This window comes from Lutibacter maritimus, assembly GCF_900116115.1.
Classification (GTDB): domain Bacteria; phylum Bacteroidota; class Bacteroidia; order Flavobacteriales; family Flavobacteriaceae; genus Lutibacter; species Lutibacter maritimus.
Genome location: NZ_FOZP01000003.1, coordinates 249,947 through 275,722 on the forward strand (window position 1 = coordinate 249,947; position 25,776 = coordinate 275,722).

Below are 25,776 nucleotides of genomic sequence, written 5' to 3' on the forward strand. Positions count from 1 at the left end.
TTATGTACGCTGATGTACTGCTGTTAATTATCTTCTATTTCAATAGTAATACTTTGTCTAATTTTTTAAAAGAATTTTATCACCAGTTATTGGTTTGTTATAATAAAAACATAACGTATTTGTGTAATGTTTAGTTATATTAACAATAACTAAGTTAACAAAAAAACTGAGTAATTATTTTCGCCTTTTTTTGAGTGCCGTTAGTCTTTTATTCTGTTAAAAATCATTTCATTATTTTCTGTGAAATCAGTAGGACGTTCTCCATTAAAACCAATAGAGAATAAAATCTTATCATTATCTATTTTTTTTGCTATACACAATAATCTTTTCGTTTTATTGCCATCAAATATTGTAAAAATAAAATCTATCTCCATTGGAGATTTAGAGTAATCAATTTCATACTTTACACTCCCTCTTTTTCCTTCTATCTCAAAATCTTTTCCGCCAATTTTAAGTCCTTTAACCTCTATATACGCATAGCCTTCTTCATCAAAAAGAAAATAACCAGTTTCATTTCCGTCATCTCCTTTCCATTTTCCTACAATGCTAAAATCAGAAATATTATCCGTTTTAAATGAGGATAGCATCAAAGTAGTTATAAGTAATAAAATAATTTTTTTCATAGTTTCGTTTTTTTTATAATCGTTGTAAATGTTTTAAAAACATTCTATTTTACTCAATTACGCGATTTTTTATACACATTGTTTTATATAGTTTTTACTCTATAATCAAATTTCTATTCTTTGGATATTTAACCGTGTACTTTAGTTCAAATTTTTTACTTTCATTAGGATCAATTGAAAAGTCCCATTTAATTTCACCTGTCTCAATGTTGTGTTTTGCTCCTGAAGTTTCAGAAATATCTACTTTAATTTCTTCAAGTGTTGAAACAGGAACTTGATCAAAAATTAACATATTAATTGTTTGACTTTTATTATTTTTTACATTTATACTCCAAACTCTAGATTCCTCTTTTTTGCTTCCAATAAATTGCTTAGTAGTAAAGTTTTTTACTTTTTCTCTTTTTACAGAAACATTTTTATCTCTTCCCAATGAAATTTGTAATGTGTCAGTTGCATACCTAATGTCTAATAATGTTTTTCCTATATACGTATCCTCGAAAAAAATATTAGCTTCTCCCTCAAGTAAATTATATTTTTCCCAATCAGAAATGTTTGCAATCAAAAATGCATCTTTATCTATTTTTGGTACACAAAAATATTTATATTCTGCAGGTAAATTGTAATTTGCCATATCAACAGAATAACTTTTGTTATCTGATTTTATTGAATATGGAATTTCAATTTCAAAATCTACAGTTGTTTGTTTTTTAACTTGTGTTGAAGGAATTTGTAAACTACTAGCTCCTTGTATTTCTAAACCTGCAACTCTACCTTCTAAAACTTCTGTAACCGATTTTTTATTTTTTCTTCCATACCCAACAACTACAACCTCTTCTAGACTTTGACTATCTTCTTTTAAGTAAACATTTAGTGTAGTGCTTGTTATTGGTATAATTTGACTTTCATAACCGATATAAGAAAACTCTAACTGACTTGAATTATTTGGTATTGTAATTGAATAATTCCCATCAAAGTCAGTACTTGCGCCAATAGTAGTACCTTTAACAACAACGTTTACACCAGGTAATGGTAATTGATTTTCATCAACAACTTTTCCTTTAATTTCATTAGATATAAGATTATATGTAGGTGGTAATGTATTGTAATTTAAAAAATAAGTTTTCAATTCTGGTGCAACTCCTGAAATATTTGGATTAGCAGAGGATAAACTTAATTTTACATTATTCCAGTCAATTTTGGTATCTTGTTTCACATTCGCTTTATAAATAATCGCAATAGGTTCGTTTATATTTTTGGCTCTTATATCATATGATGGATACCAACCTGAATTACCTACTAAATATGAAAGTTCAAAATTTGCTTTGGTATTATTTTTCGAATCAATTTTAACAAGTATTTCTCCATTAGGAAAATCTCTTTTACTGGTTAATGTTTTAATCTGAAGATTTAAATCAATTTTTGATTTGTTTAACTCGCTTAAAGTTTTATTTCTTTCTATTTCTTTAAGTTTTAGTGCAGTTAATTTTGAGCTGTAAAAAATGGATGCCTCTTTAAGATTTGTTACACTTAATTCTTGATTTTTTCCTCCTATATTTCTGTTTCCTTGTAAAAAAGCTAGTTCTTCTTTTAAAATATCTAAATACGTTTTTTCAATATTCATTTTACTCTCAATTTCTTGAAGTTTTGATTCCAAGTCTAATAATTCTTGTTGTTTTTCAAGTTTGTCAATGTAATTTTGTTGATGGTTTACAGATAACACGGTTACATTTTCATTGGCCTTAACTTGAATACTTTTAGCATCAATAAATGGTGATAAATTAATGAATTTTAAGGTGGTTATACCCTGTGATAAATCAACAGTTTTTTTTCGTGTAATTTGAGCATCTTTAATAAATACTGTTACTTCATTTACTACAGTTATAACTTTTTTCTCATTTATTTCTTGAGAGTATATGTTGCTAAATATCAAGCAAATAATTAAAATCAATAGTTTTTTCATAGTTTCGTTTTTTTTAATCGTTGTAATTGTTATAAATGTTTTAATATAACCCACGTTATGGTTTTGTTATCGCAATTTTTTGTTGTTTCTTAATTGAAAGTAAAGGATTAATGGTATTGGTTGTAGCTTTTAATCGACTAGTGATTTGGAAATCGTTAAATAATCATCTCTTAAATTATCTTTATATTCAGATAAAGTCCAACATAATATTTTATAAAAATGCTCTTTTGTTTCAACAACAGTTATTAGCATATAAATACTACCTTCCTCTGAATTCCAACTCATTTCAACTTGAGCGTGCTGATTTTTATTTGATTTAAATTCAGTTATTTCAGAGATTGTTCTATTTTCAGATTCTAATTGATATTCTTTTGTAAAGTTTTCAAGAAACTCTGTAGGGTTTTGAAAAATCATACTTAAAGAATTTAACTCTTCTTTAGAATCTTCAATAACAATAACATACGCTTCTTTTACTGCATTTTTATATTGTAAAGTTGCAGCATCATTCAAATCATAGGTTTTAGCCATATAATTTGGGATGCTTAAACTATAACAGTTTCCAGCATTTTTTGTTGTAAAATTTTGAGAAAAAGAATGAGTTGTAATTGATAGTAGTAAAATAATCATGTAAAGTTTTTTCATAGCTTCTTTTTTATAATTGATTTAATTGTACAAATGGTTTTAGTATCATCAAAATTGCGGTTTGATGATTGCCATTTTTTGTTAGATAAATTTAATAAATTAAAAGTTTAGAATTATTCTATTTTAGTGGATGTAGTATTTTTTTATGGATGTTATTGCTTACTCCTAGCTTTACTCCTTAATTATTTTTGTCCGTGATATTTTGGATCAAAATCTACCATCCATTCAATACCGTATTTGTCTCTAAACATTCCAAAATAAGAACCCCAAGGACTGTCGCTAAGAGGAAATTCAACAACTCCACCAGCAGAAAGTCCCTTAAACAATCTATCGGCTTCTTCACGAGATTCGGCGCTAACAGATATCTTAGATCTGTTTTCATTTTCATTAACACGTCCCAAATGTTCTGGAACATCATTAGCCATTAAAATATTATTGCCAATTGGTAAAGCAATGTGCATAATTTTATTTGCTTCTTTTTCCGCTACAGGAAATTCTGCGCTTGATAAATCTTTGAAACGCATAATTTTTGTGAACTCACCACCAAATACTGATTTGTAAAAATTGAATGCTTCTTCAGCATTTCCGTTGAAGTTAATGTAAGGATTAATAAGAGCCATAATTTTATTTTTTAGATAGTTTGTAAATCTCAAAGTTATTACAACTTTAAATTCATAAAAATAGTATCATACAAGAAATGATGTTTTTTATTTTTTTACCATGAATGAAAGTAATGCATAAAACTTCCGTCCTTTTTTAAATATAGCGTAAATCTTTCTCCTTCTGAATACATATGAACAACAGTTGCCACTGAATTATATTTCAACGGATTTTTGGTAAAATACAATCCGGTCAAATTTCTATCATACAATCCAGTTATTGATTTTTGCCAAATTACATTTCCATTTTTGTCTTTACTTGTAAGTATGGTCTTATCATCAACCTTTGAAATAATTAAGGTTCCAAATGCAGTTTCCTGAATTTTAATTGGTTTTAATTCAAATTTTTCATCATAGTTAATTCCGTAAAAAGGACCATCATCAAAAGTCATTGTCATTTTTGGTAGGTAATTTATATTTTCTACCTGAGAATAGAAATCTGCTCGTATAAAATCAATTTTTTCAGCAATTGATTTATTTAGTAGTTGGGTACTATCTATTTCTCTTATTTTCAAATACACTGCTGTAATTGTATTAAAATACAATGTGTCAATTTTCTTAGTGCACTTAGGGTGAAACTCTTTTAACTGATACACAATCATTGGAATTAGAACGTTTGTCTTAATTTCAGATTGCCTGTTGTCTTTAGCAAAATCCATTTTCAACAATCCATCAAGCTCCGATGGAGGCCATTTTGTTACTTCTGTTTGATCTAATCCAAAAAAGTCAAGATATTTTATTTCATAGCAATCTGTTGATTCAGATTCTTGTCCAAATAAAGTCAGATTTAATGTTAAAAGTACTAATGTTAAAATTTTCATTTTTTGTTACCAAGTTACACAACGTATTTTTACCAAGGCAGGTTTCGTTTTTTAATTTCAGTGTGATATAAATTTTCAAGTTCTCTAATAATACTTGGTGAAATAGAAATATCTGCACTTTGCACATTGCTTTTTAACTGTTCAATAGTTACATTACCAGGAATAACCGTAGAAACAGCATCATACGCCAAACAGAAAGCTATGGCTTTTTGAGCCAAGTTTTCATCTGTTCCAAATACAGCTTTCACTTTGTTTACTAAGTTAGCTCTGGTTTCAATATCTTGTTTAGACCATCTACTTCTAATATCATTAAAGCTACTTTCGGCATTATATTTACCTGTTAACCAGCCAGAATCCAATGGAATTTTTACGATAATACCTACTTCTTCTTTTTGTGCTTGTTCAAATCCGCGCAAAGTATCTTGATGTAAAATATTAAAAAACACCTCCATTACTTTTGAGTTTGTGGTATTCATTAATAACTTCATATCATCATAAGTATCTAAAGAAGCACCGTATGCTTTTATTTTTCCTTCATCAATTAACCTATCAAGTATTTCGTAATGGTCATTTTTATTTCCATCAAAACATTCAGAAGGTGGGTTATGAATAATCAGTGAATCAACATAGTCTACTTGCAACCTTTTTAAACTTCCTTCTAAAGATTCACGTATATTATTAGCATTATAGTTTTGTGTACCGGTATGTGTATGACCAAATTTTGTGTTAATTACAACTTTACTTCGATCAACTCCCTTAAGCGCTTTACCCAAACGTGCCTCGCCTGTTCCGTGTCCATAATTTGGCGCTGTATCAAAAAAGTTGATTCCAAAATCTAACGATTTATGCACAAGTTGAGTGGCTTCAGTTTCTGTCATGCTTTTCCAACCAGAGTTTTGTCCTAATTGCCAAGCACCAAGGCCTATTTCAGATATATTTATGGTGTTTTTTATGTATTTTTTATATTTCATTGTGTAGAAATTTCTTTGTATTTGATTTTAAATATTGAGTATAAATAACTATTTTTTATAGTTGCCAACCGTTTTGGCTATGCAAAGTTACAATTTTGAAAACGCAATTTTCCAACGATTAAATTTAATACATTAAAGCTTTAGAATTATTCTATTTTAGTTACTGTAGTTAATTTTTTAGTTTTAAGTCTTTTAAATTGTACTGTCCGCTGGGTATTTGTTTATCATTTACGCGATAATATAACTTGCCATTATTTAAAGATAGCCCTGCTCGCATTGTGCCATTTACGCCTTTTTTAAAAAGTGTTATCACATAAAATAATGCTGTTTCATTGGGCGGTATTGTGCTGTGAAGTGAACCATAATTATAAAGATTACCACCCAAAGTAGCAGCTATATCCGCTATTCCATAATTAAATAATGGCGCTTTATCAAGTGTCATTTTTTCCAGTGGAAAAACTATTTTAAAATAATTATTTGGTGATGATGGTAATTCAAAAAATTCTGAAGACACTTTTAAAGACAATTCAAACGGATTGGTTGTTTCATTTTTTATCCGCGTCCAAAAAATAGCATACACATATTTTGTATTACTAGAATCCGTATATGTTAGCCCACCTTTTGGCAAACTATTTTCTATTGTTAGCCGTTGGTTGTTAACAGCAACATATTCATATTTAGTATCAATGTATTTTTCAAGTGCTATTGCAGCACTATCTTGCAAGCCTACATTATTAATGGTATTAGAAATATTTATATCATTTTTAATTTTAGCTGATTTTGATGTATTTTCTTGCCCACAAGCATACAATACTGGAATTAAAATAAGGAATTGAAGCAACTTTCTTTTTATATGTATACTGTTGTGGTTTGTATTATAATACATCACTTAAAAAGTATTTTTCTATTTACCAATTGTTGGCTGTAGTGTTTTTATTTTAATCCCATAATTCAGGTCTATTAATATTCATTGCTCTTAAATACGATAAAAATTGTCCTGCGTGAACAGCTTCGTGATACCCTATTCTTAATAAATATTTACCGAGTGTTTTATGTTCTCCATTTCCTGGATGAATGACTTTCGTTTTTTTTAATTCAGTTTCTGAAAATTTGCTAACACTTTCCAAGAATTCTTTTCGATAAGGTGCAGCAAATTCCAGTTCATCCGCAACACTCACAAAAGGTTTGTTTTCCCAAGGCGTTTTGTAATTTGTCATATCTCCTTGATTGATAATTATATTCCATCCATAATCAGCTTGTAACACGTGTCTAATCATTTCTATTGCGGTTATTGCTGTTTCATCAGGTTTCCAATTGTAATAGCTCTCTGGCAGTGCTTTCCAAAGTTTTATACTTTTTCTTCTTATTTCATTAAAATTTAAAATTATAAATTCGGTCTGTGTCATTTTCTGTTATATTTTATCATATTAACAACATAAATTATAGTAAGGTGTTACCCATTGCATTTATTAACTCTTGGTATTAAGTTCAAGTGCTTTTTTATAGTTTTCGGTTGCTTTTTTCTTATTACCTAAAATTTCATAAGCCTCTCCCAAACTATCATAGGCATTGGAAGAATTAGGGAAATTTTCTGTATTTAATATAAAGAATTCTAATGCTTTTAATTTGTTGTTTTCGTTTCCACTCCTTAACATACTATATCCTATTTGGTTCACAAGTTGTTCAGGTGGTTTAAAACTCCAAGAAAGTCGTTGAGAAATAGATTGGAAATGTTCAATTAGCTGTGCTTTGGTATCTACATCTCTGAAAGAAATATCATAATCTTTAAAAATCGTAGAAATTCCATCATAAAAAGCAATTGGAGGAACGGTACTATGGCTTTCATTCTCAAAATATGCTAGTTTCGCATAAAACGCTCCTTCACATTTACTATTTAATGCTTCATACAATCGTATATGGCGATCTCGGTTTCTAAAATTTCTTTTACCCCAATTGGCTGTTGCAAAGTAAATAAACCTTTTAAAAGAATTAGCCGTTACGGAATCTAATTTTTCATCCATAGTTTTGGCGTCCCAAGTTCCAAGACTTGGATCAACGCTAATGAATGCGTTAAAAAGAGTTTTTTCTTTCATATAGGCATAAGTAGCAAGTAAACCACCTAAAGAATGACCATATAAAATTCTATAAGGTTCTGTTCTGTAGTTTCTATCCAGTTCAGGTATAAGCTCATCTTCCAGAAATCTTAAAAATTTCTCCCCTCCTCCTGAATTATTTTCTCTTACTGTAACGATTTTGTCTGGCGTAAAGTCTCGTCTTCTATCTACATTTTGAACAGCTACAACAATCATTTCCGGAATTTTTCCGTTGCCACTCATATGGCTTACCATTCCAGTTATAGGTTTAAAATGAGTATTCCCATCAAGTATAATAAGAATAGGGTACTTTTTGTAAGATTCCTTACTATTATGGTATGATTCTGGTAGGTTAATCCAATACGCTCTTTCTTCATTTAAAATATTGGAATGTAGTGTATGTTTTGTACCGATTATAATTTGTTCAATATTTTGTGATTTTACCTGATTTAATCCGAATAGAAAAAACAGTGCTGCAATTATAATTTTACTCATTCTGTTGATGTTATATGATTACCAAAGGGTTTGTACAACATTCGTTGCGTTGATAAAAAAACTAATATAATAAATATTAATTGACCTCTAAAATTAGTAAGGATTTTTGTAAGTAGGCTATAACCAACAATTACGTATAGCTATTGCAAAGCGTTATTATTTATTCCATTCATCTTTTAAGATACTATAATACAAAGTATCTCGTCTTCGATTATTTGTCATCAAAGTATGACTTCTTAAAACGCCTTCTTTAATGAGGCCAACCTTTTCCATTCCTTTTCTAGCAGGTATATTCAGAATGTCTGTCTTAAATTCAATTCTTAAAGTTGCTGTTTCACTAAATAAATATTCAAATAGTAGTTTTTTTACGTGTCCGTTAATTCCAGTGCCTTGATATTCTTTCGAAATCCAAGTCCATCCAATTTCAACTCGTTTATTTACCTCTGAGATATTGCCAATTCTTGTTGTTCCAATAATATTCTCCTTTTTAGGATCTACAATTGTTAAAGGTAGTGCTTTATGCTGCTTTAGGTCAGATATGGCTGTTTTAATCCATTGCTTTAAAATTATTTCATCAGATAAGTCAGCAGTAAAATAATACCACATTTTGGGGTCAGTTGTCAAACTTTTCATTTTTTCAAAGTCGTCGGTTTTCATCGGTCTAAGAAAGACTCTTTCAGAACGTATTATTTTTTTAAAATCTATCATTTATTTAGGACGAGTGATAATATTGTACAACTAGTTAGAATATGAAAAGTTATAAGTTTTAAAACGTAATTTTCCGTTTTTTAAAATTAATATTTATTTGTTCTATAAATATTCTATATTGTTGAATTTAGCAATTTTTTATATGTATTGTTGGTAGCTGGCTTTTTTATGTTAAGCTCAATTTTTCAAATAAAACTCTATTCCGTTCATTTGAGTCTTTCAATATTTTATCAAAGCTCATTATTTCAACGTACATATTGTAATTGTCGTTGAAAAAGAAATAACCATCTCCACTCGGTAAAAGTTTGTAACCTGCATCTGATGCACTTGCTTTAAGTTTCGTAGTTAAATCACAAACTATGTAAGCATAAATTGGTGTATTTTTTCTTAAATCAAATTCTCTTTTATTCTTGTCTTTAGCAATACCATTAATTACCTCTCTTGCATAACGATTTACTTGCGTAATCGGATTTTCTTTATCCGAATAATCATCTCTCATTGGTCTTTTAAACTCAATGATTACAATAGATTCGTATGGTTTTTCATCATTGGCAAATGCAAAAGGTTTATTAAAAATCAATAAATCGGGTCTTTCGTTTGATTCCGATTCCATTGCCTTTACTTTATTAAATTTTTTGTCAGAAGCCAAGTATTTATGATAAGAAAGTTTCTCATCTATCATCCATAAATTATGCTCTTCAAATCCTATTTCGTCAGATAATTTTTGTAATGGAAATATTAAGTTATGTACTGCCTTTTCAGATGCTTTTTCTTTTAAAAACTTGCCAAACAAGTCTAAAACTAATTTACGATGAATTACATATTCTGATAATTTCGAGTTACCAACTTCAATTATTTTTGCATATAATTCTTGATGTTTTTTTGAAAATGCTTCTTTGTCTTCGTCACTTTCAATGAAGCGCAATATCTGTCTTGCTTCTTGCTTAACTTCTAACTCAAGTTCTTGTTGAATCTTAAAAAGTTCCAATTCCATTTTCTCCTCATTGAGTGTCGAAGGAATTTTTTTGATTTGACTTGGTTTGTATTTTAGAAGTTGTCTATATCTCGGATGCTGCGAAACAAACTCTTTAACTTTTGTAAATCGAGTTTGAGACAGTTTTTCAATTTGGTCTTCAAATTCGTTATAAATCATGGAAGTTATTTCTTTTCTTAATTCTTCTTGTGAAGTTTCATCTGGAAATTTCACTTCACCTTTTGCAAAAGTTATGGAAGTTCTTTCATCGTTAACATTATTATCTAAATAGTCCCCTTCTACGTAAACAGAAATTGAGAATGGATTACCTTCTTTATCGTAAAGAAAATTATCCATTTCTGGGATATCTGTTGAAATTTTATCAAATGTTACTTCTCTGGTATTTGCACAATAATGGATTTTGTTATCAATTTTATTACTGTAAAGTTTTACAACGCTTAATTTAAAAGCATTGGTTCTAACTTTTATATTTTTGGTTTTTACTTGTCCTTTGGTGAAAAGTTTAAAAAGGTCGTTTACAACTATTTTATTATCCAAATCATTTATTATTATTCGAGGACAATCATCACTTAAAAAGTATACGAATGTGTGTTCAATAATTTTTAGAGCAATATCTTCTGGATTATTGTTACACCATTTTCTGTAATCAGCTTTTAATCCTCTCAAAGCTACTATTGTGTATCTCTCTTGTGTTGTATTTACTTGATTTAAAGTATGATTCTCAATCCCTTTTTTTGTAGGTTCAAATTGAAACTTTCTTAAATTCCATTGTCCGTTTTCTTTATAGCGACTTTCAATTTCAGCTTTTCGGAATGCTCTCAACCAAGTAAATCGTCCGATTCCTTTTCCTCCTTTACCGTACTTGTATGTTGAGTGAGCAAAATTAAAAGAATCGTAATTATTTTCATTAAAGCCAATTCCATTGTCTTTTACTACAAAATCAATTATTTCGGGTAAAATTTCGTTTTCGGATAGTTCTAATTTTTTTTGAGTTGAACGAATTATATCAATTTCAATAATTCCAGTTTTGGTTGAACTATCTTCTTCTATTGCTTGAATAGAATTAACAATTGCCTCAAATAAAGGAAGTAGTGTATTGCTATAAGCAAGTTTCTTTTCGTTAATTTTTCCTTTGATGTCTATTTGCATATTGTTCTTTTTTCAGCTTAACCACAACTATATATCTCCAACCAAATACAACCCTACAGTATTACTATTTTCTGTATAAACCTTTGTTTTATAGTTGTTTTTGAATTTGCAATTTTTTTATGTGTATAAAAATACTAAAAAAATAAAAAGGGAAACCTCTTTGTGTATTTTTTTTTAACAGTACGCCCTCACTTTTATATGGTACTGCCTTAGGGCTTTTTAAAAAAATACAGCTAACAAATAATATACAGTGCTAAGTGCTTATAATTTAATAAAGACTTTTGTACAATTTATTAAGGACTTTATTATAATTTGTGCTGAACTTTAATAAAAATATTGTACAATTTTGTGTAAAAAAATTGTAGAATTAAATTAAAATTATTGTACAATTAATTTGAAGAATTTGTACTATTAAAAAATAGTAGTAAATTAACAGGCAGTTAATACAGGATGGTTAAAGATACATAATTAACATTATTTAACCGCTGTTATGGGTTATTTTTTATTAACAATAACCTTTATAATATTAAAATAGTAACCACCCATTTAAAAAATGTTAAAAATGCCTATACGCTACAGAATTACCAAAAGAAGCAACAACATTGCCCTAGAAAAGAAATCGAACTATATTATGCAGGCCGTTAGTACCGGAACTATAGATATTAATAGGCTTAGCTATGAAATTAGTAACGAATGTACTTTAAGCAAAGTAGATGTAAAAGCGGTTTTGTTTGCCCTTGGTGAAAAACTAGAATTTCATTTAAAAGAAGGCAAAACCATAGATATTGAAAATATTGGAAAATTTAAAATTGGTTTTAAAAGCATTGCTGCTGAAAACGCAAAAGATTTAACACCTAAAAAAAGTATTGTAAAGTATCATTTAAATTTTCAACCATCGGTATACATCAAACGTTGGCTAAAAAAAGGACTAAAAACCTATAAAGAAGGCAGTACTAGTAACTAACTGTTTGCTGTTAAAATTATAAAACCAACAACGTTCCTTTTAAAGTTACACTGTTGGTTTTATATACTTATTTTTATGGTTTGCATAGCGCAATTTGGTTGCCTCTTTTTAAAGTTTTTACAAACAGTAAAAAGCAAGTAACCTTAGCCTAGCTTACAAGGTAACGCCCAACTATTGTTTATACCAACCTGCGTATTTAACGTAGTTATTGGCAATTCTATCAATTTCGCCAGAAATTAGTTCTTGACTAATATCTTTTACTTTTTTTGCTGGCACACCTGCGTAAATAGTTCCAGACTCAATATGTGTACCTTTGGTAACCACCGCACCTGCAGCAATAATACTATTGCTTTCTACCACACAATCATCCATTACAATGGCGCCCATCCCTATTAAAACATTGTCGTGAATGGTACAACCGTGTACCAAAGCATTGTGTCCTATAGATACGTTGTTGCCAATATTTGTTGGGTATTTTTGATAGGTTGCGTGTATCACAGCACCATCTTGTACATTTACTTTGTTTCCTAATTTTATATAATGTACATCGCCACGTAATACCGCATTGTACCATATACTACATTGGTTGCCCATACTTACTTCTCCTATAATTACTGCGTTTTCTGCAATAAAACAGTCTTCACCAAACTGTGGCTTGTTTCCGTTTAATTCTTTAATAATCATATTTTATAATACTAAATAATACCTTCTGTTTAGATGGCAAAATTACTTAAATAAAATTGAAAGTGTATTAAAATGAGCCATTGATATTAGGACAACCACCAATTCTTCTTGGTGAACGGCAACCAAAATTAAACCCTAAAGATATTTGATGATACCCAGCATCATCAAATAAAATTTCACCAGATTGCTTGGTGTATGTGTAAGAAATCATAAAGTTATTAAAGTTAACACCTACAATGGGTGTTAGGTAGTTTAACTCTTCGGTATTGGCATTATCAAAACCTTTTCTGTAAGAAAAAGCTGCCCATATTTGCGCATCTTGTACTTCTTTATATACTTTTAAATTAAAGTCTACAAACTTCTCTCCTGTTCTTTCAATAGTTTGCGCCATTACAGATGGCTCTAGCTGAAAATTATCGTTTTGGTCATAATAATACCCCAAGGTTACTAAATACCTGCGTAGGTTTAAAGATTCATAGCGGTCGTTATACAAATTACGCGCACTTAATAAAATGTTTTTTGCAGTAAAATACGAGAAAAAACCGCCTTTGTGGTACGCCATACTAACATCGGAATTAAAGTAACTTTCACTTTGTACAATTTGTGAAATTACAGGATCTGGAATGGTAAAATCACGTTCATCAACATTGTTATTGACCACCATAAAAGAAAGTCCGAATGATAATTGGTTTACCTCATCATATCTATTGCCAAGTTGAATGTGGTACGCATACGCACCTTGAGCTCCTTGTTGCGAGTGATAGCCATTTTTATCATTAAATAAAATAAGCCCCAAGCCCATATTTTCACCCACTTTGGTATGGGCGCTTAATGTTTGTAATGATGGTGCATCTTCTATTCCTGCCCACTGTGTTCTTGCAGTAAACCTTAATTTTCCACAATTTCCAATTCCTGCTGCTGATGGATGTACTAAAAAAACATTGTCTGATAAATAATCAGCATAAATAGGCAATGTTTCCTGTGCATTTAAAAAAGGAAGCGTTAAAAAAAATGTTACTACAAATACTTTAAAAAATTTCATTACGTAAAAAAATCGACCTTCAAATATATGCTATTTATACGTATTTATGAATTGAGAAAAATTATAATTGCCACTAAGCTTTAAAAAAGCGATAAAACTTTTGTTTGTGATTCTTCGTTTTTACCAATAAAAATTTTAATTTTCATAAATTCTAATACTTTTAAAAGTGTTCCAAAATGGTAATCTTTATCCGTTAAGTGCGCACTTAAAATACTGTTAACAGCAGTTTTACTTAAATTGGTTCCGTTTATAATTTCAATCTTTTTAATGCCATTATTCTCCATTTTTTCACGAATAATTTTAGCAATTTGCGCTTTACTATTTACTTCAAACAAATGAATTGATAACATACTATAAAATTTAAATTTACCACTACTATATACTGTATGTAAGTTACGGATTTTTAATAAATTAGAAAAAAATCAACCGTAAGAAATTAAAAAACAATTTTAACATTTAACAGCATTTTAATACACATTTGTTATTTTTTTTTACCTTTGTAACACCTTATGAAGCAATTATTTAGAAAAATAACAGCTATATTAATGGCATTTGTAGTATTGTTTTCTACAATGTCATTTACCTTTAGTGAGCACTATTGCGGTGACTTGCTTGTAGATAGTGCGTTGTTTTCTAAAGCAGAAACTTGCGGTATGGCCATGGAAACAGCCCCTGCAACTAGTGATTGTAATGCTATAAAAAAAGATTGCTGTTCAGACACGGTGAAACAAATTGAAGGACAGTCCAATCTAAAAATTGACTTTCAAAAAATTTCTTTTCAGCAAGCATCATTTGTGATTGCTTTTACCTATGCTTACTTAAATTTATTTGAAGGAACTAATACTACAGCTGTTCCTTTTACAGCATATTCGCCGCCGCTGGTCAACAAAGACATTGCGGTACTTTATCAGGTTTTCAGAATTTGATTTTAAACTTTTTAAATTGAATTGCTATTGTTTTGGTCTTTCTCCAAAATAACAGCTAACCACCTAATGCTATTAGGTTTAAACATTCATTTAAAGTTTAAAATTCATTTTTATGTTGCATAAAATAATAAAATATTTTTTAGAGAATAAGTTGGTAACGGCGCTCTTATTGCTGGTTTTTATTGGTTGGGGTATTGTAACTTCTCCGTTCAATTGGAATGTCGCATTTTTACCAAAAGATCCTGTGCCTGTTGATGCCATTCCTGATTTAGGAGAAAATCAACAAATTGTATTTACAGAATGGCCTGGCCGATCACCACAAGATATTGAAGATCAAATAACATATCCGTTAACAACGTCATTGTTAGGAATTCCCAACGTAAAATCTATCCGAAGTTCTTCTATGTTTGGAATCTCTAGTATTTACATCATTTTTGAAGAAAAGGTAGATTTCTATTGGTCGCGCTCCAGAGTACTAGAAAAATTAAATTCCCTACCCTCAAACTTATTACCAGAAGGCATCAATCCTGGGTTAGGACCTGATGCTACAGCTTTAGGCCAAGTGTATTGGTACACCATTGAAGGTAGAGATCCTGATGGAAATGTAACAGGTGGTTGGGATTTACAAGAGCTACGTTCTGCACAAGATTATTATGTAAAATATGCTTTAAACGCCGTTTCAGGAGTTTCAGAAGTTGCTTCTGTTGGTGGATATGTTAGAGAATATCAGGTAGATGTAAATCCAGATGCATTAAAAGCCTACAATATTGGTATTGATATGGTAATGATGGCGGTTAAAAATTCTAATCGTGATATTGGTGCTAAAACTATTGAAATTAATAAAGCAGAGTATTTTATTCGCGGATTGGGGTACATTAAATCTACCAAAGATTTAGAAAATACGGTGGTGCAAGTAACCAACAATAAGCCTATTTTAATTAAAGATATTGCTACTGTTAATTTAGGTCCAGCCACTAGAAGAGGTGTTTTAGACAAAGGAGGTGCAGAAGTTGTTGGCGGTGTAGTTGTAGCGCGTTATGGTTCTAATCCGCTAGAAGTAATTAATAATGTTAAGGCAAAAATAAAAGAGTTTGCACCTGGTTTACCTAAAAAAACATTGGCAGATGGCACTATTAGTCAATTAACTATTGTTCCTTTTTATGATAGAACACAATTGATTCACGAAACGATAGGAACCTTAGAAACCGCACTATCACATGAAATATTAATAAGCATTATAGTAGTGCTAGTGTTACTTTTTAATTTAAGAGCCTCTATCATTATTTCTAGCTTATTACCTGTGGGTGTTTTAATGACGTTTATTGTGATGCGCTATGCAGGTGTTGATGCAAATGTAGTGGCACTTTCTGGTATTGCTATTGCCATTGGTGTTATGGTTGATATTGGAATTGTATTTGTTGAAAATATTATTCGGCATTTAGAAATGCCCGAAAACATAGGTGCTAAAGGAAAAGCCCTACTACAAGTAATTTACCGAGGAACCACAGAGGTTGCTTCTGCAATTACAACTGCCTTAGCTACCACCGTAGTAAGTTTTGTACCTGTTTTTGCCATGCAATCTGCAGAAGGTAAGCTATTTATACCGCTTGCTTTTACCAAAACTTTTGCGCTGTTAGGTGCATTTGTGTTAGGTATTGTTGTTTTACCATCATTAGCGCACGTTATTTTTGGTATTAATTTCAATAACAAAAGAGTAAAACGCATTTGGGGAATTGTGCTAATAGTGGCAGGTTTAATAATGGCTATTACTTACCTTACTTGGCTTCCATTAGTGCTTTGTATTTTAGGAGCTCAAACACTTTTTGAACATCAAATACCAGCAAAATTTAGAAAACATTCAAACAAAATAAATGTTGGTTTAATGCTATTTATAGCCACGTTTTTTCTTGCACAAGCTTGGATGCCTTTAGGTCCACAAAATAGTGTATTTGCAAACTATTTATTTGTTATAATTATCATGGGGTTAATTTTAGGCGCCTTATTCTCTATTGTGCATTTTTACGAAACTATTTTAAAATGGTGTTTAGATAACAAAGCAACATTCTTTTTAATTCCAGTATTTACCTTGTTTTTAGGGGTGTTATCTTGGATTGGTTTTAACAACACTTTTAGCTTTGTTAGAAATGGCACTGAAAAAATAGGTTGGAATATTAGCGAAACCACGGTTTGGAAAACCGCATCGAATACTTTTCCTGGGATGGGTTCTGAATTTATGCCCTCATTAAATGAAGGTAGTTTTTTATTAATGCCAACAACCATGCCACACGCTGGTATAGAAGAAAGTAAAAACACGCTTCAAAAATTAGACATACTTGTCGCAAATATTCCTGAAGTAGAAAACGCCGTAGGAAAATTAGGAAGAGTTGAAAGCGCCATTGATCCAGCACCAATTTCAATGTTTGAAAACATCATAAACTATAAGTCAGAATTTATTGTAAATGATGAAGGAAAACCTAAAAGATTTCAGGTTGATAACGATAATAACTTTGTATTAAAAGATGGAACGGCAATTTCAAATGAAGATGCATTAAAACAAGGCATTACGGAAACAAACTTAGTATTAGATGCAAATGGCGAGTACTACAGAAACTGGCGATCGCACATTAAGAATAGTGATGATATTTGGAATGAAATTGTAAAAGTTACCAATATTCCGGGAGTAACATCAGCACCTAAACTTCAACCGATTGAAACACGATTAGTAATGTTACAAACGGGTATGAGAGCGCCTATGGGTATAAAGGTTTACGGACCTGATTTAAAAACCATTCAAGATGTTGGTTTAACGCTAGAAAGTATTTTAAAAGAAGTGCCATCAGTTAAAAGCAATGCTGTGTTTGCCGATAGAATTGTTGGAAAACCTTATTTAGTAATTGATATAAATAGAGACGCCATTGCCAGGTATGGTTTAAGTATTGAAAAAACACAACAAATACTTGAAACGGCTATTGGAGGTATGAAAACAACGACCACTGTTGAAGGCAGAGAGCGTTATCCGGTGCGAGTTCGCTACCCACGTGAGTTAAGAGATGATCCAGAGAAAATTAAAAAAATAGTAGTCCCAACACCTACAGGTGTGCAAGTTCCTTTAGGAGAATTGGTAACAATTAATTTTATTCGCGGACCTCAAATGATTAAAAGTGAAGATACTTTTTTAGTGGGATATGTGTTATTCGATAAAAAAGAAAACTATGCTGAAGTGGATGTGGTAAATGATGCACAAGCATTAATTGATTCTAAAATTGCTGATGGTAGTTTAGTAGTTCCTAAAGGGGTGAGTTTTAAATTTTCAGGAAGTTATGAAAACCAAGTACGTGCAGTTAAACGATTATCTATTGTAATTCCAATAAGTTTAGTGGTTATTTTTCTGTTATTGTATTTTCAATTTAAAACCGTTATTGCATCTTCTATCCATTTTTCAGGTGTGTTTGTTGCCTTTGCCGGTGGTTTTATAATGCTTTGGTTGTATGGGCAAGATTGGTTTTTAAACTTTTCTGTTTCAGGTGTTAATATGCGCGATTTATTTCAAATTCATACTATTAATTTAAGTGTGGCTGTTTGGGTTGGATTTATTGCCCTCTTTGGAATTGCAACCGATGATGGCGTTATTATGGGAACTTACATTCATCAAGTATTTGAAGAAAAAAAACCAACTACAGTTTCTGAAGTGCGTGCCGCAGTACTAGAAGCAGGTAAAAAACGTGTACGACCAGCAATGATGACTGCCGCCACAACCATAATTGTATTACTGCCAGTGTTATCTTCAACAGGTAAAGGGTCAGATATTATGATTCCTATGGCAATACCCACTTTTGGTGGAATGATCATTCAAATTATGACCATGTTTGTGGTCCCTGTTTTACAAGCATATTGGAGAGAGTCTGTCATTAAAAAAAATAATAAATGAAAACGAAGTTTATATATAAAATATTAAATATTAGATATTTAATTATACTAAGTTTGCTATTTTCATTTCAAGTAAATGGACAAACTTTAGATGCGTATTTACAAATTGCGTCAAAAAACAATCCTGAGGTAAAATCGGCTTACGCAAAATTTGAAGCTGCTTTACAAAAATCGCCTCAGGTAAGTGCTTTACCTGATCCTACTTTAACTGTAAGCGCATTTGGTAGGATGATTGAAACCAGAATTGGTAGACAAGAAGCGCGCTTTAGTTTAATGCAAATGTTTCCGTGGTTTGGCACTTTAGCAGCAAAAGAAAACGCCGCAAATTTAATGGCTGAAGCACTGTTTCAAAACTATGTTGATACCAAAAATGAAGTGTTTTTAAATGTAAAAAAAGTATATGCTGAAATGTACGAGTTACAGCAAATGATCACGTTAGAAGAAGAAAATTTAAACATTTTAAATACTTATAAAGACTTAGCCTTAAACAAATTTAAAAATGGAAAAGGTGTCATGGTTGATGTAGTTAGAATTGATATTAAAAGAAACGAAAGTATTACCAATATTCAGATTCTAACAAATAAGAAAAAACCTTTACAAATAGCACTCAATACTTTGTTGAACAGAGAAAATACGATAGAGATTCTTTACCCAACTAAATTACCTACAACAAACTTAAATGTGTTGATAGCTTCAGATTCACTGTTGAATAACAATCCGAAATTGGTGCAATTAGACCGGCAAAAAGAAGCATTTGAAGCACAAAAAAAAGTTGCTGTAAAGGAAAGTTATCCAAAAATAGGCATTGGACTAGACTATTCAATTATTGCTAAAAGAGATGTGCCTGATTTAGCAATGAACGGACAAGATGCTATAATGCCTATGCTTTCTGTTACACTACCTATTTTCAGTAAAAAATATAAGGCGGCACAAAAAGAAGCAGCGTATATGATAACAGCCACTGAAGCGCAAAAAATAGCCACAACTAATAATTTAATAAGCAGTTATAGCAGTTCGCAATATGAGGTGTCAAAATCAACTGATTTATTGAAATTATTTGAAAATCAGGTAAAAAGCACCAAACAAGCAATGTCGCTTTTAATTGCTGCTTACAGTAATTCTAATGCAGATTTTATTGAAATATTACGGTTAAATCAAGATGTTTTAATGTATAAAAAAGCAATGGCTACTGAAGTTAAAAATCAATTTATTGCAGCAGCAAAACTTGCGTATTTACTTTCTAAAAATGACTAAAATGACAACAAAAATAAAAAACACTCTAAAAATAGTAGGCCTCCTTTTTATAGGAATTTTACTAGGTTGGATACTTTTTGGTGGTAACGATGCCGCTAATAATACACACAATCATACTGCTGAACAAGAAGCAACTATTTGGACTTGCTCTATGCATCCTCAAATTCGTAAAGATGAAGCAGGCCAATGTCCGCTTTGTGGGATGGATTTAATTCCTATGGCTAAAAATGATGTAGAAACCGATCCAAACGCACTTCAAATGAGTGAAAATGCACTAAAGTTAGCAAACGTTCAAACGATGATAGTAGGCACTAAAGAAGCCAATAAAGAACTTCGCTTAAATGGAAAAGTACAGGTTGATGAACGAAAAGTGTATACGCAATCTTCACATATCCCTGGAAGAATTGAAAATTTAAGCATCAATTTTACGGGTGAAAGCGTGTATAAAGGGCAAACTTTAGCTTATATATATTCGCCTGATCTTGTAACTGCGCAAGAAGAATTGTTACAGTCGTATGCTATCAAAAATTCGCAACCTGAATTGTTTGATGCTGCCAAACAAAAATTAAAGAATTGGAAAATTGGTGAAAAAACGATCAATACAATTATTAGTACTAGTAAAACAATACAACAGTTTCCAATTACTGCAGATGTTTCAGGAATTATTACCGCTAAAAAAGTGGAGCTTGGTGATTATGTAAACCGAGGAATGCCAATATATGAAATTGCCGATTTATCATCACTTTGGGTACTTTTTGATGTGTATGAAAGTGATATGGCTTGGGTAAAAGTAGGTGACAAAGTTTCATATACCGTTCAATCAATTCCAGGTAAAACGTTTGAAGGAACAATCTCTTTTATTGATCCTATAATTAATGCGCAAACAAGAGTTGCCACAGCAAGAGTTGAAGTTAAAAATGATAAAAATAACTTAAAACCTGAAATGTTTGTGACTGGAATTTTAAAAAACAACCTGAGTACAAACAATTCAAAAGAACTTATAATTCCTAAATCTGCTATTTTGTGGACAGGTGAAAGATCGGTAATCTATGTAAAAAATAAAACTGAAAATGCTATAAACTTTACCTTAAGAGAAGTAACATTAGGCGCATCGCTTGGCAATGCTTATATTATAAAATCTGGTCTTGAAACTGGTGAAGAAATTGTAGTAAACGGAACATTTACGGTGGATGCGGCTTCGCAATTAGCAGGAAAACCAAGTATGATGAATTTAGAAGGTGGCAAAGCTGCTACTGACCACTCAAACCACAACAATACAGCAACAATAAATAATTCAACAGACAGTCAAACAAATATGGAAACTACCATGGTGGTTTCAAAACAATTTCAACAACAATTAAATAATGTATTTGAAATATACCTAAATTTAAAAGATGCATTGGTTGCTGATAATGGTAATAAAGCTAAAACAGCTGCTCAAAATTTATTAAAACAACTAAGTAAGGTTAATATGAAATTATTGACTAATAATGAAGCACATACCCAATGGATGGTTATACATACAAAAATTAAAACCCTAACAACGTATGTTTCTGAAACTTATGATATAGAAATTCAAAGAGATCACTTTAAAGATATTTCTACACAACTTATAAAAGCCATTAAACTATTTGGCATAAATAAAATGGTATATGAGCAATTTTGCCCAATGGCTAATGATGACCATGGTGCTTATTGGTTAAGTACATCAGCAGCAATTAACAATCCGTATTTTGGTAGTAAAATGCTAAAATGTGGCTCAACAACAACAATAATTAATAAATAATAACACTTTAAAATAATTAAAAAATGAAAACAAAAATTAGTATTGTACTCATGGCTTTTGTACTTTTTTCAATAAGTACAGCAAAAGCACAACAAAAAGAAGTAAAAACAACTGCACACAAACACGTAGAAAAAGTAATGTATGTGTGCCCAATGCATGCGGATATTAAAAGTGAAAAACCGGGCACTTGTTCTATTTGTAAAATGGATTTAAAAAAAATGGAACTGAAAACTGATTCTACCAAAATGAAACATAAACTTATGAAGCAGCCGGTATATTCTTGTCCAATGCATGCAGATATTAAAAGTAATAAACCTGCCAATTGTTCTAAATGCGGTATGAAACTCGTACTTAAAAAAGAAACGAAAGACACCGATCAAAAAAAGTAATTTTTACGAGTGTTGGATACTTTAACACGAATGAATTCAACACTCATTTTTCTTTCAATATTAATTTTCTTAAATTAAACTAATTATGAAACACCTATATAAAATAACTGGAATGTCATGTAATGGCTGCAGAACCAACGTAGAAAATACTTTAAACAATATAAATGGTGTACTAAATGCAACTGTTGATTTAAAAGAAGAAAAAGCCACTATTGAAATGGAATCTCATATTCCAATTGAGAAATTACAACAAGAATTTTTAAATGCTGGATTGCATTATACCATTTCAATAGATGATCCAAATGAAAAAAATACACCAAAAGTAACCGTAAAACCAGTAGATGGTAATGGCGTTTTTTATTGCCCAATGCATTGTGAAGGAAACAAAACCTATAACAAAATGGGAGATTGTCCTGTTTGCGGTATGGATTTAGTAGAACAGCCAAAACTTACTGAAGACAGTCAATATACTTGCCCAATGCATCCTGAAGTAGTAAAAGATAGTCCTGGAGATTGTCCTGTTTGCGGCATGGATTTAGTTCCTACAACTCCAGAAAAAAGCGCAGAAAGCAAAACGTACGATCGTTTGTTAAAAAAAATGAAACTATCTATTGCTTTTGCACTTCCTGTTTTTATTATTTCTATGTCAATGCATTTACCATCAAATCCATTGCCAAAATTAATGCCACAAGTTTATTGGGACTGGTTGCAATTCATTTTAACACTACCCATTGTATTTTATACCTGTTGGATGTTTTATGAACGTGCCTGGAAATCTATAATTACCTGGAATTTAAACATGTTTACTTTAGTTGGTATTGGAACTGGAGCCGCATTTTTATTTAGCATTATTGGTTTGCTATTTCCTGCCATTTTTCCAGATGAATTTAAAAGCGCATCCGGGGAAGTTGGTTTATATTTTGAAGCAACTGCAGTAATTTTAACCTTGGTTTTATTGGGACAATTGTTAGAAGCTAGAGCCCATAGCCAAACAAGTGGCGCTATTAAAGCACTTTTAAAACTAGCACCTTCACAAGCAACATTGGTTAGTGATGGTGAAGACAAAATAGTATCTATAAATTCCATAAAAAAAGGTGATTTACTACGCGTTAAACCTGGCGAAAAAATACCAGTTGATGGCGTTATTACTGAAGGAGCTAGCAGTATTGATGAATCTATGATTACAGGTGAACCAATTCCGGTTGATAAAGAAGAATCTGACAAAGTAAGTTCAGGAACCATCAATGGCACAAAATCATTTATAATGAAAGCTGAAAAAGTTGGTGCAGAAACTTTGTTAGCTCAAATTATTCAAATGGTAAGTGATGCCAGTCGCTCACGAGCACCTATTCAAAAATTAGCAGACACTATCTCAAAATATTTTGTACCAATTGTGGTGATAATCGCTATTATAACTTTTATAGTTTGGGCGTATTTTGGACCTAATCCTGCATTAGTATATGCTTTTGTAAATGCTGTAGCTGTTTTAATTATTGCTTGTCCGTGTGCATTAGGTTTAGCAACGCCAATGTCAGTTATGGTGGGTGTTGGTAAAGGTGCACAAAACGGAATTCTTATAAAAAATGCTGAAGCTTTAGAATTAATGAACAAAATTGATGTATTAATTACCGATAAAACGGGAACGCTTACTGAAGGAAAACCATCAGTAGAAAAAGTATATTCTGTAGATAATGAATCAACCGACTTGCTTGGTTATATTGGCTCTTTAAATCAAAACAGTGAACATCCTTTAGCACAAGCAATAGTTGATTATGCTAAAAAAAATGACAGTCAATTTTCAACAGTTAAAAACTTTGAAACGTATGCTGGAATGGGTGTTGTTGGTACTATTGATAAAGAAAATATTGCCTTAGGAAACGAAAAATTGATGCTAAAATTAGATGTTACGGTTTCAAATACCTTAAAAAATGAAGTGCTTAAAGAGCAGCGTTTAGGGAAAACAGTTTCATTTATTGCTATAAATAATACAGCCGTTGGTTATGTAAGTATTTCTGATGCTATTAAAAAAACTAGCAAACAAGCTGTTGAACATTTAATAGCCAATGGCGTTGAAGTAATTATGCTTACGGGTGATAATGAAAACACTGCAAAAGCAGTTGCCAAGGAATTGAATTTAACTAGTTTTAAAGCAAGTTGTTTGCCTGAAGATAAATTAGAGTTTATTAAAAAATTACAATCTGAAGGTAAAATTGTTGCAATGGCAGGTGATGGTATTAATGATGCACCAGCTTTAGCACAAGCAAATATAGGAATAGCAATGGGCACAGGAACAGATATTGCTATTGAAAGTTCTGAAATAACTTTGGTAAAAGGCGATTTAAAGGGTATTGTTAAAGCAAAATATTTAAGTCACGCTGTGATGAAAAATATCAAACAAAATTTATTTTTCTCATTTGCTTATAATATTTTGGGTGTACCAATTGCTGCCGGTTTGCTTTATCCATTTTTTGGCATGTTACTATCGCCAATTATAGCTGCTTTGGCTATGAGTTTTAGTTCCGTTTCGGTAATTACAAATTCGTTAAGATTAAGGTCTGTTAAATTATAAAAAAAGAAAAAGCCGTTTATATAAACGGCTTTTTCTTTTTTTATAATAGTTATTTAAATATTTTTAGCTAACCAATCTCCTACTTCACTTGTTTTATAGGCTTTGTTTTTTCCTGATAAATCTTCAGTTACAATACCTTCTACCAAAGATTTATTTACAACATTTTTAATGGCTTCAGCTTCTTGAGTTAAACCAAAAGCATCTTCAAACATCATAGCTGCAGATAAAATTGTTGCTAACGGATTTGCAATATCTAAACCTGTTGCTTGTGGATAAGAACCATGAATAGGTTCGTATAACGATGTTTTTTCACCCACAGAAGCACTTGGCATTAATCCCATAGATCCTGAAATTACAGAAGCTTCATCCGTTAAAATATCTCCAAATAAATTTTCGGTAATTAAAACATCATAACTATTTGGCCATTGAACTAAACGCATTGCAACAGCATCAACAAATTCATACGAAACTGTAACTTCTGGATATTCATTTTCCATGGCTTGTACTGTTTCTCTCCATAAACGTGAGGTTTCTAATACGTTTGCTTTATCCACACAACATAATTTTTTTGAACGTGTCATCGCTAATTCAAACCCTTTTTTTGCTAAACGTTGAACCTCAGCACGTGTATATACGCAGTTATCAAATGCTGTTTCTCCATCATCTCTTCTTCCTTTTTCTCCAAAATAAATTCCACCTGTTAATTCACGTAAAAAAACCAAGTCAGTTCCTTCAATACGTTCTCTTTTTAACGGAGAATTATCAATTAATGATGGAAAAGTAAATGTTGGGCGTACATTGGCAAATAGGCCTAATTTTTTACGCATTTTTAACAAACCTTGCTCTGGACGAACTTTTGCTGATGGATCGTTATCATATTTTGGATGTCCAATTGCGCCAAATAATACAGCATCTGCATTTACGCAAATTTCATGAGTTTCATCAGGATAAGGTTCACCACAAGCATCAATAGCTGCAGATCCAGTTAATGCAGGCGTCCAATTAATTTCATGGTTAAATTTTACAGCAACGGCATTACAAACTTTTACTGCCTGATCAATTACTTCAGGACCAATTCCATCTCCTGCTAAAAGTGCAATATTCAATTTCATTTATTCTA

The 25,776-nt window shown here is 31.1% G+C and carries 22 protein-coding genes; 7 read left to right on the plus strand and 15 right to left on the minus strand.

Features of this window, described 5'->3' with window-relative positions; genetic code table 11:
• Positions 1 to 200: 200 nt before the first annotated feature.
• From BM335_RS06655 to BM335_RS06705, 11 genes are all read right to left on the minus strand, one after another.
• Positions 201 to 587, minus strand: coding sequence for a hypothetical protein (locus BM335_RS06655; RefSeq protein ID WP_143102390.1), 387 nt, complete (start codon positions 585 to 587; stop codon positions 201 to 203).
• Between the two features lie 130 nt (positions 588 to 717).
• Positions 718 to 2,583 (minus strand): mucoidy inhibitor MuiA family protein, encoded by a 1,866-nt coding sequence (locus BM335_RS06660; RefSeq protein ID WP_090224845.1) that lies wholly within the window; start codon positions 2,581 to 2,583, stop codon positions 718 to 720.
• Between the two features lie 129 nt (positions 2,584 to 2,712).
• Positions 2,713 to 3,225 carry a hypothetical protein gene (locus tag BM335_RS06665; protein ID WP_090224574.1) on the minus strand — a complete coding sequence of 171 codons (513 nt, stop codon included), beginning with the start codon at positions 3,223 to 3,225 and terminating at the stop codon, positions 2,713 to 2,715.
• Positions 3,226 to 3,407: 182 nt separating this feature from the next.
• Positions 3,408 to 3,845 (minus strand): VOC family protein, encoded by a 438-nt coding sequence (locus BM335_RS06670; protein ID WP_090224576.1) that lies wholly within the window; start codon positions 3,843 to 3,845, stop codon positions 3,408 to 3,410.
• 95 nt (positions 3,846 to 3,940) lie between these two features.
• Positions 3,941 to 4,705 carry a hypothetical protein gene (locus BM335_RS06675; protein WP_090224578.1) on the minus strand — a complete coding sequence of 255 codons (765 nt, stop codon included), beginning with the start codon at positions 4,703 to 4,705 and terminating at the stop codon, positions 3,941 to 3,943.
• A 29-nt stretch (positions 4,706 to 4,734) separates the two neighbouring features.
• The gene (locus BM335_RS06680) at positions 4,735 to 5,676 is read right to left on the minus strand and encodes an aldo/keto reductase (RefSeq protein ID WP_090224581.1); all 942 of its coding nucleotides are present in this window, start codon (positions 5,674 to 5,676) and stop codon (positions 4,735 to 4,737) included.
• A 169-nt stretch (positions 5,677 to 5,845) separates the two neighbouring features.
• Entirely contained in the window at positions 5,846 to 6,562 is a 717-nt protein-coding gene (locus BM335_RS06685; protein WP_090224583.1) for a hypothetical protein, read from the minus strand.
• A 52-nt stretch (positions 6,563 to 6,614) separates the two neighbouring features.
• Positions 6,615 to 7,082, minus strand: coding sequence for a DinB family protein (locus tag BM335_RS06690; RefSeq protein WP_090224586.1), 468 nt, complete (start codon positions 7,080 to 7,082; stop codon positions 6,615 to 6,617).
• Positions 7,083 to 7,145: 63 nt separating this feature from the next.
• The gene (locus BM335_RS06695) at positions 7,146 to 8,264 is read right to left on the minus strand and encodes an alpha/beta hydrolase-fold protein (protein WP_090224587.1); all 1,119 of its coding nucleotides are present in this window, start codon (positions 8,262 to 8,264) and stop codon (positions 7,146 to 7,148) included.
• 156 nt (positions 8,265 to 8,420) lie between these two features.
• Entirely contained in the window at positions 8,421 to 8,972 is a 552-nt protein-coding gene (locus tag BM335_RS06700; protein WP_090224590.1) for a GNAT family N-acetyltransferase, read from the minus strand.
• A gap of 166 nt (positions 8,973 to 9,138) precedes the next feature.
• The gene (locus BM335_RS06705) at positions 9,139 to 11,115 is read right to left on the minus strand and encodes a hypothetical protein (RefSeq protein WP_090224593.1); all 1,977 of its coding nucleotides are present in this window, start codon (positions 11,113 to 11,115) and stop codon (positions 9,139 to 9,141) included.
• A gap of 562 nt (positions 11,116 to 11,677) precedes the next feature.
• On the opposite strand from BM335_RS06705, the gene BM335_RS06710 reads away from it, so the two are divergent.
• Positions 11,678 to 12,079 (plus strand): HU family DNA-binding protein, encoded by a 402-nt coding sequence (locus BM335_RS06710; protein WP_090224847.1) that lies wholly within the window; start codon positions 11,678 to 11,680, stop codon positions 12,077 to 12,079.
• Positions 12,080 to 12,250: 171 nt separating this feature from the next.
• On the opposite strand, the gene BM335_RS06715 is transcribed toward BM335_RS06710, so the two are convergent.
• The 3 genes from BM335_RS06715 to BM335_RS06725 all read right to left on the minus strand — a co-directional run bounded on the left by BM335_RS06715 (position 12,251) and on the right by BM335_RS06725 (position 14,155).
• On the minus strand, positions 12,251 to 12,763 hold the full coding sequence (locus BM335_RS06715) for a gamma carbonic anhydrase family protein (protein WP_090224595.1): 513 nt from the start codon (positions 12,761 to 12,763) through the stop codon (positions 12,251 to 12,253).
• A 67-nt stretch (positions 12,764 to 12,830) separates the two neighbouring features.
• On the minus strand, positions 12,831 to 13,805 hold the full coding sequence (locus BM335_RS06720) for a PorP/SprF family type IX secretion system membrane protein (RefSeq protein WP_090224597.1): 975 nt from the start codon (positions 13,803 to 13,805) through the stop codon (positions 12,831 to 12,833).
• A gap of 80 nt (positions 13,806 to 13,885) precedes the next feature.
• Positions 13,886 to 14,155 carry a hypothetical protein gene (locus BM335_RS06725; RefSeq protein ID WP_090224600.1) on the minus strand — a complete coding sequence of 90 codons (270 nt, stop codon included), beginning with the start codon at positions 14,153 to 14,155 and terminating at the stop codon, positions 13,886 to 13,888.
• A 159-nt stretch (positions 14,156 to 14,314) separates the two neighbouring features.
• Between BM335_RS06725 and BM335_RS06730 the strand changes: the two genes are divergently transcribed.
• The 6 genes from BM335_RS06730 to BM335_RS06755 all read left to right on the plus strand — a co-directional run bounded on the left by BM335_RS06730 (position 14,315) and on the right by BM335_RS06755 (position 24,656).
• The gene (locus tag BM335_RS06730; protein ID WP_090224602.1) at positions 14,315 to 14,731 is read left to right on the plus strand and encodes an HYC_CC_PP family protein; all 417 of its coding nucleotides are present in this window, start codon (positions 14,315 to 14,317) and stop codon (positions 14,729 to 14,731) included.
• Positions 14,732 to 14,843: 112 nt separating this feature from the next.
• The gene (locus tag BM335_RS06735) at positions 14,844 to 18,659 is read left to right on the plus strand and encodes an efflux RND transporter permease subunit (protein WP_090224604.1); all 3,816 of its coding nucleotides are present in this window, start codon (positions 14,844 to 14,846) and stop codon (positions 18,657 to 18,659) included.
• Positions 18,656 to 19,912, plus strand: a complete 1,257-nt coding sequence (locus BM335_RS06740; RefSeq protein WP_090224607.1) for a TolC family protein — start codon at positions 18,656 to 18,658, stop codon at positions 19,910 to 19,912. The genes BM335_RS06735 and BM335_RS06740 overlap by 4 nt, the downstream gene beginning before the upstream one ends.
• Before the next feature lies 1 nt (position 19,913).
• Entirely contained in the window at positions 19,914 to 21,698 is a 1,785-nt protein-coding gene (locus BM335_RS06745) for an efflux RND transporter periplasmic adaptor subunit (RefSeq protein WP_090224850.1), read from the plus strand.
• A gap of 23 nt (positions 21,699 to 21,721) precedes the next feature.
• Complete coding sequence (locus BM335_RS06750) at positions 21,722 to 22,087, plus strand: heavy metal-binding domain-containing protein (RefSeq protein ID WP_090224610.1); 366 nt, start codon at positions 21,722 to 21,724, stop codon at positions 22,085 to 22,087.
• A gap of 85 nt (positions 22,088 to 22,172) precedes the next feature.
• A complete protein-coding gene (locus BM335_RS06755; protein ID WP_090224612.1) occupies positions 22,173 to 24,656 on the plus strand; it encodes a heavy metal translocating P-type ATPase in 2,484 nt (827 codons plus the stop codon).
• Positions 24,657 to 24,709: 53 nt separating this feature from the next.
• On the opposite strand, the gene leuB is transcribed toward BM335_RS06755, so the two are convergent.
• Complete coding sequence (gene leuB / locus BM335_RS06760) at positions 24,710 to 25,768, minus strand: 3-isopropylmalate dehydrogenase (RefSeq protein ID WP_090224615.1); 1,059 nt, start codon at positions 25,766 to 25,768, stop codon at positions 24,710 to 24,712.
• Positions 25,769 to 25,776 lie beyond the last annotated feature (8 nt).

What these genes read in the sequence shown, in the direction of transcription:
- BM335_RS06745 (WP_090224850.1), top strand. Translation starts at nt 19,914, where the DNA reads ATGACAACAAAAATAAAAAACACTCTAAAAATAGTAGGCCTCCTTTTT.
- BM335_RS06720 (WP_090224597.1), bottom strand. Translation starts at nt 13,805, where the DNA reads ATGAAATTTTTTAAAGTATTTGTAGTAACATTTTTTTTAACGCTTCCT.
- BM335_RS06715 (WP_090224595.1), bottom strand. Translation starts at nt 12,763, where the DNA reads ATGATTATTAAAGAATTAAACGGAAACAAGCCACAGTTTGGTGAAGAC.
- BM335_RS06655 (WP_143102390.1), bottom strand. Translation starts at nt 587, where the DNA reads ATGCTATCCTCATTTAAAACGGATAATATTTCTGATTTTAGCATTGTA.
- BM335_RS06665 (WP_090224574.1), bottom strand. Translation starts at nt 3,225, where the DNA reads ATGAAAAAACTTTACATGATTATTTTACTACTATCAATTACAACTCAT.
- BM335_RS06705 (WP_090224593.1), bottom strand. Translation starts at nt 11,115, where the DNA reads ATGCAAATAGACATCAAAGGAAAAATTAACGAAAAGAAACTTGCTTAT.
- BM335_RS06675 (WP_090224578.1), bottom strand. Translation starts at nt 4,705, where the DNA reads ATGAAAATTTTAACATTAGTACTTTTAACATTAAATCTGACTTTATTT.
- BM335_RS06740 (WP_090224607.1), top strand. Translation starts at nt 18,656, where the DNA reads ATGAAAACGAAGTTTATATATAAAATATTAAATATTAGATATTTAATT.
- BM335_RS06690 (WP_090224586.1), bottom strand. Translation starts at nt 7,082, where the DNA reads ATGACACAGACCGAATTTATAATTTTAAATTTTAATGAAATAAGAAGA.
- BM335_RS06710 (WP_090224847.1), top strand. Translation starts at nt 11,678, where the DNA reads ATGCCTATACGCTACAGAATTACCAAAAGAAGCAACAACATTGCCCTA.
- BM335_RS06730 (WP_090224602.1), top strand. Translation starts at nt 14,315, where the DNA reads ATGAAGCAATTATTTAGAAAAATAACAGCTATATTAATGGCATTTGTA.
- BM335_RS06670 (WP_090224576.1), bottom strand. Translation starts at nt 3,845, where the DNA reads ATGGCTCTTATTAATCCTTACATTAACTTCAACGGAAATGCTGAAGAA.
- leuB (WP_090224615.1), bottom strand. Translation starts at nt 25,768, where the DNA reads ATGAAATTGAATATTGCACTTTTAGCAGGAGATGGAATTGGTCCTGAA.
- BM335_RS06700 (WP_090224590.1), bottom strand. Translation starts at nt 8,972, where the DNA reads ATGATAGATTTTAAAAAAATAATACGTTCTGAAAGAGTCTTTCTTAGA.
- BM335_RS06750 (WP_090224610.1), top strand. Translation starts at nt 21,722, where the DNA reads ATGAAAACAAAAATTAGTATTGTACTCATGGCTTTTGTACTTTTTTCA.
- BM335_RS06685 (WP_090224583.1), bottom strand. Translation starts at nt 6,562, where the DNA reads ATGTATTATAATACAAACCACAACAGTATACATATAAAAAGAAAGTTG.
- BM335_RS06680 (WP_090224581.1), bottom strand. Translation starts at nt 5,676, where the DNA reads ATGAAATATAAAAAATACATAAAAAACACCATAAATATATCTGAAATA.
- BM335_RS06725 (WP_090224600.1), bottom strand. Translation starts at nt 14,155, where the DNA reads ATGTTATCAATTCATTTGTTTGAAGTAAATAGTAAAGCGCAAATTGCT.
- BM335_RS06755 (WP_090224612.1), top strand. Translation starts at nt 22,173, where the DNA reads ATGAAACACCTATATAAAATAACTGGAATGTCATGTAATGGCTGCAGA.
- BM335_RS06660 (WP_090224845.1), bottom strand. Translation starts at nt 2,583, where the DNA reads ATGAAAAAACTATTGATTTTAATTATTTGCTTGATATTTAGCAACATA.
- BM335_RS06735 (WP_090224604.1), top strand. Translation starts at nt 14,844, where the DNA reads ATGTTGCATAAAATAATAAAATATTTTTTAGAGAATAAGTTGGTAACG.
- BM335_RS06695 (WP_090224587.1), bottom strand. Translation starts at nt 8,264, where the DNA reads ATGAGTAAAATTATAATTGCAGCACTGTTTTTTCTATTCGGATTAAAT.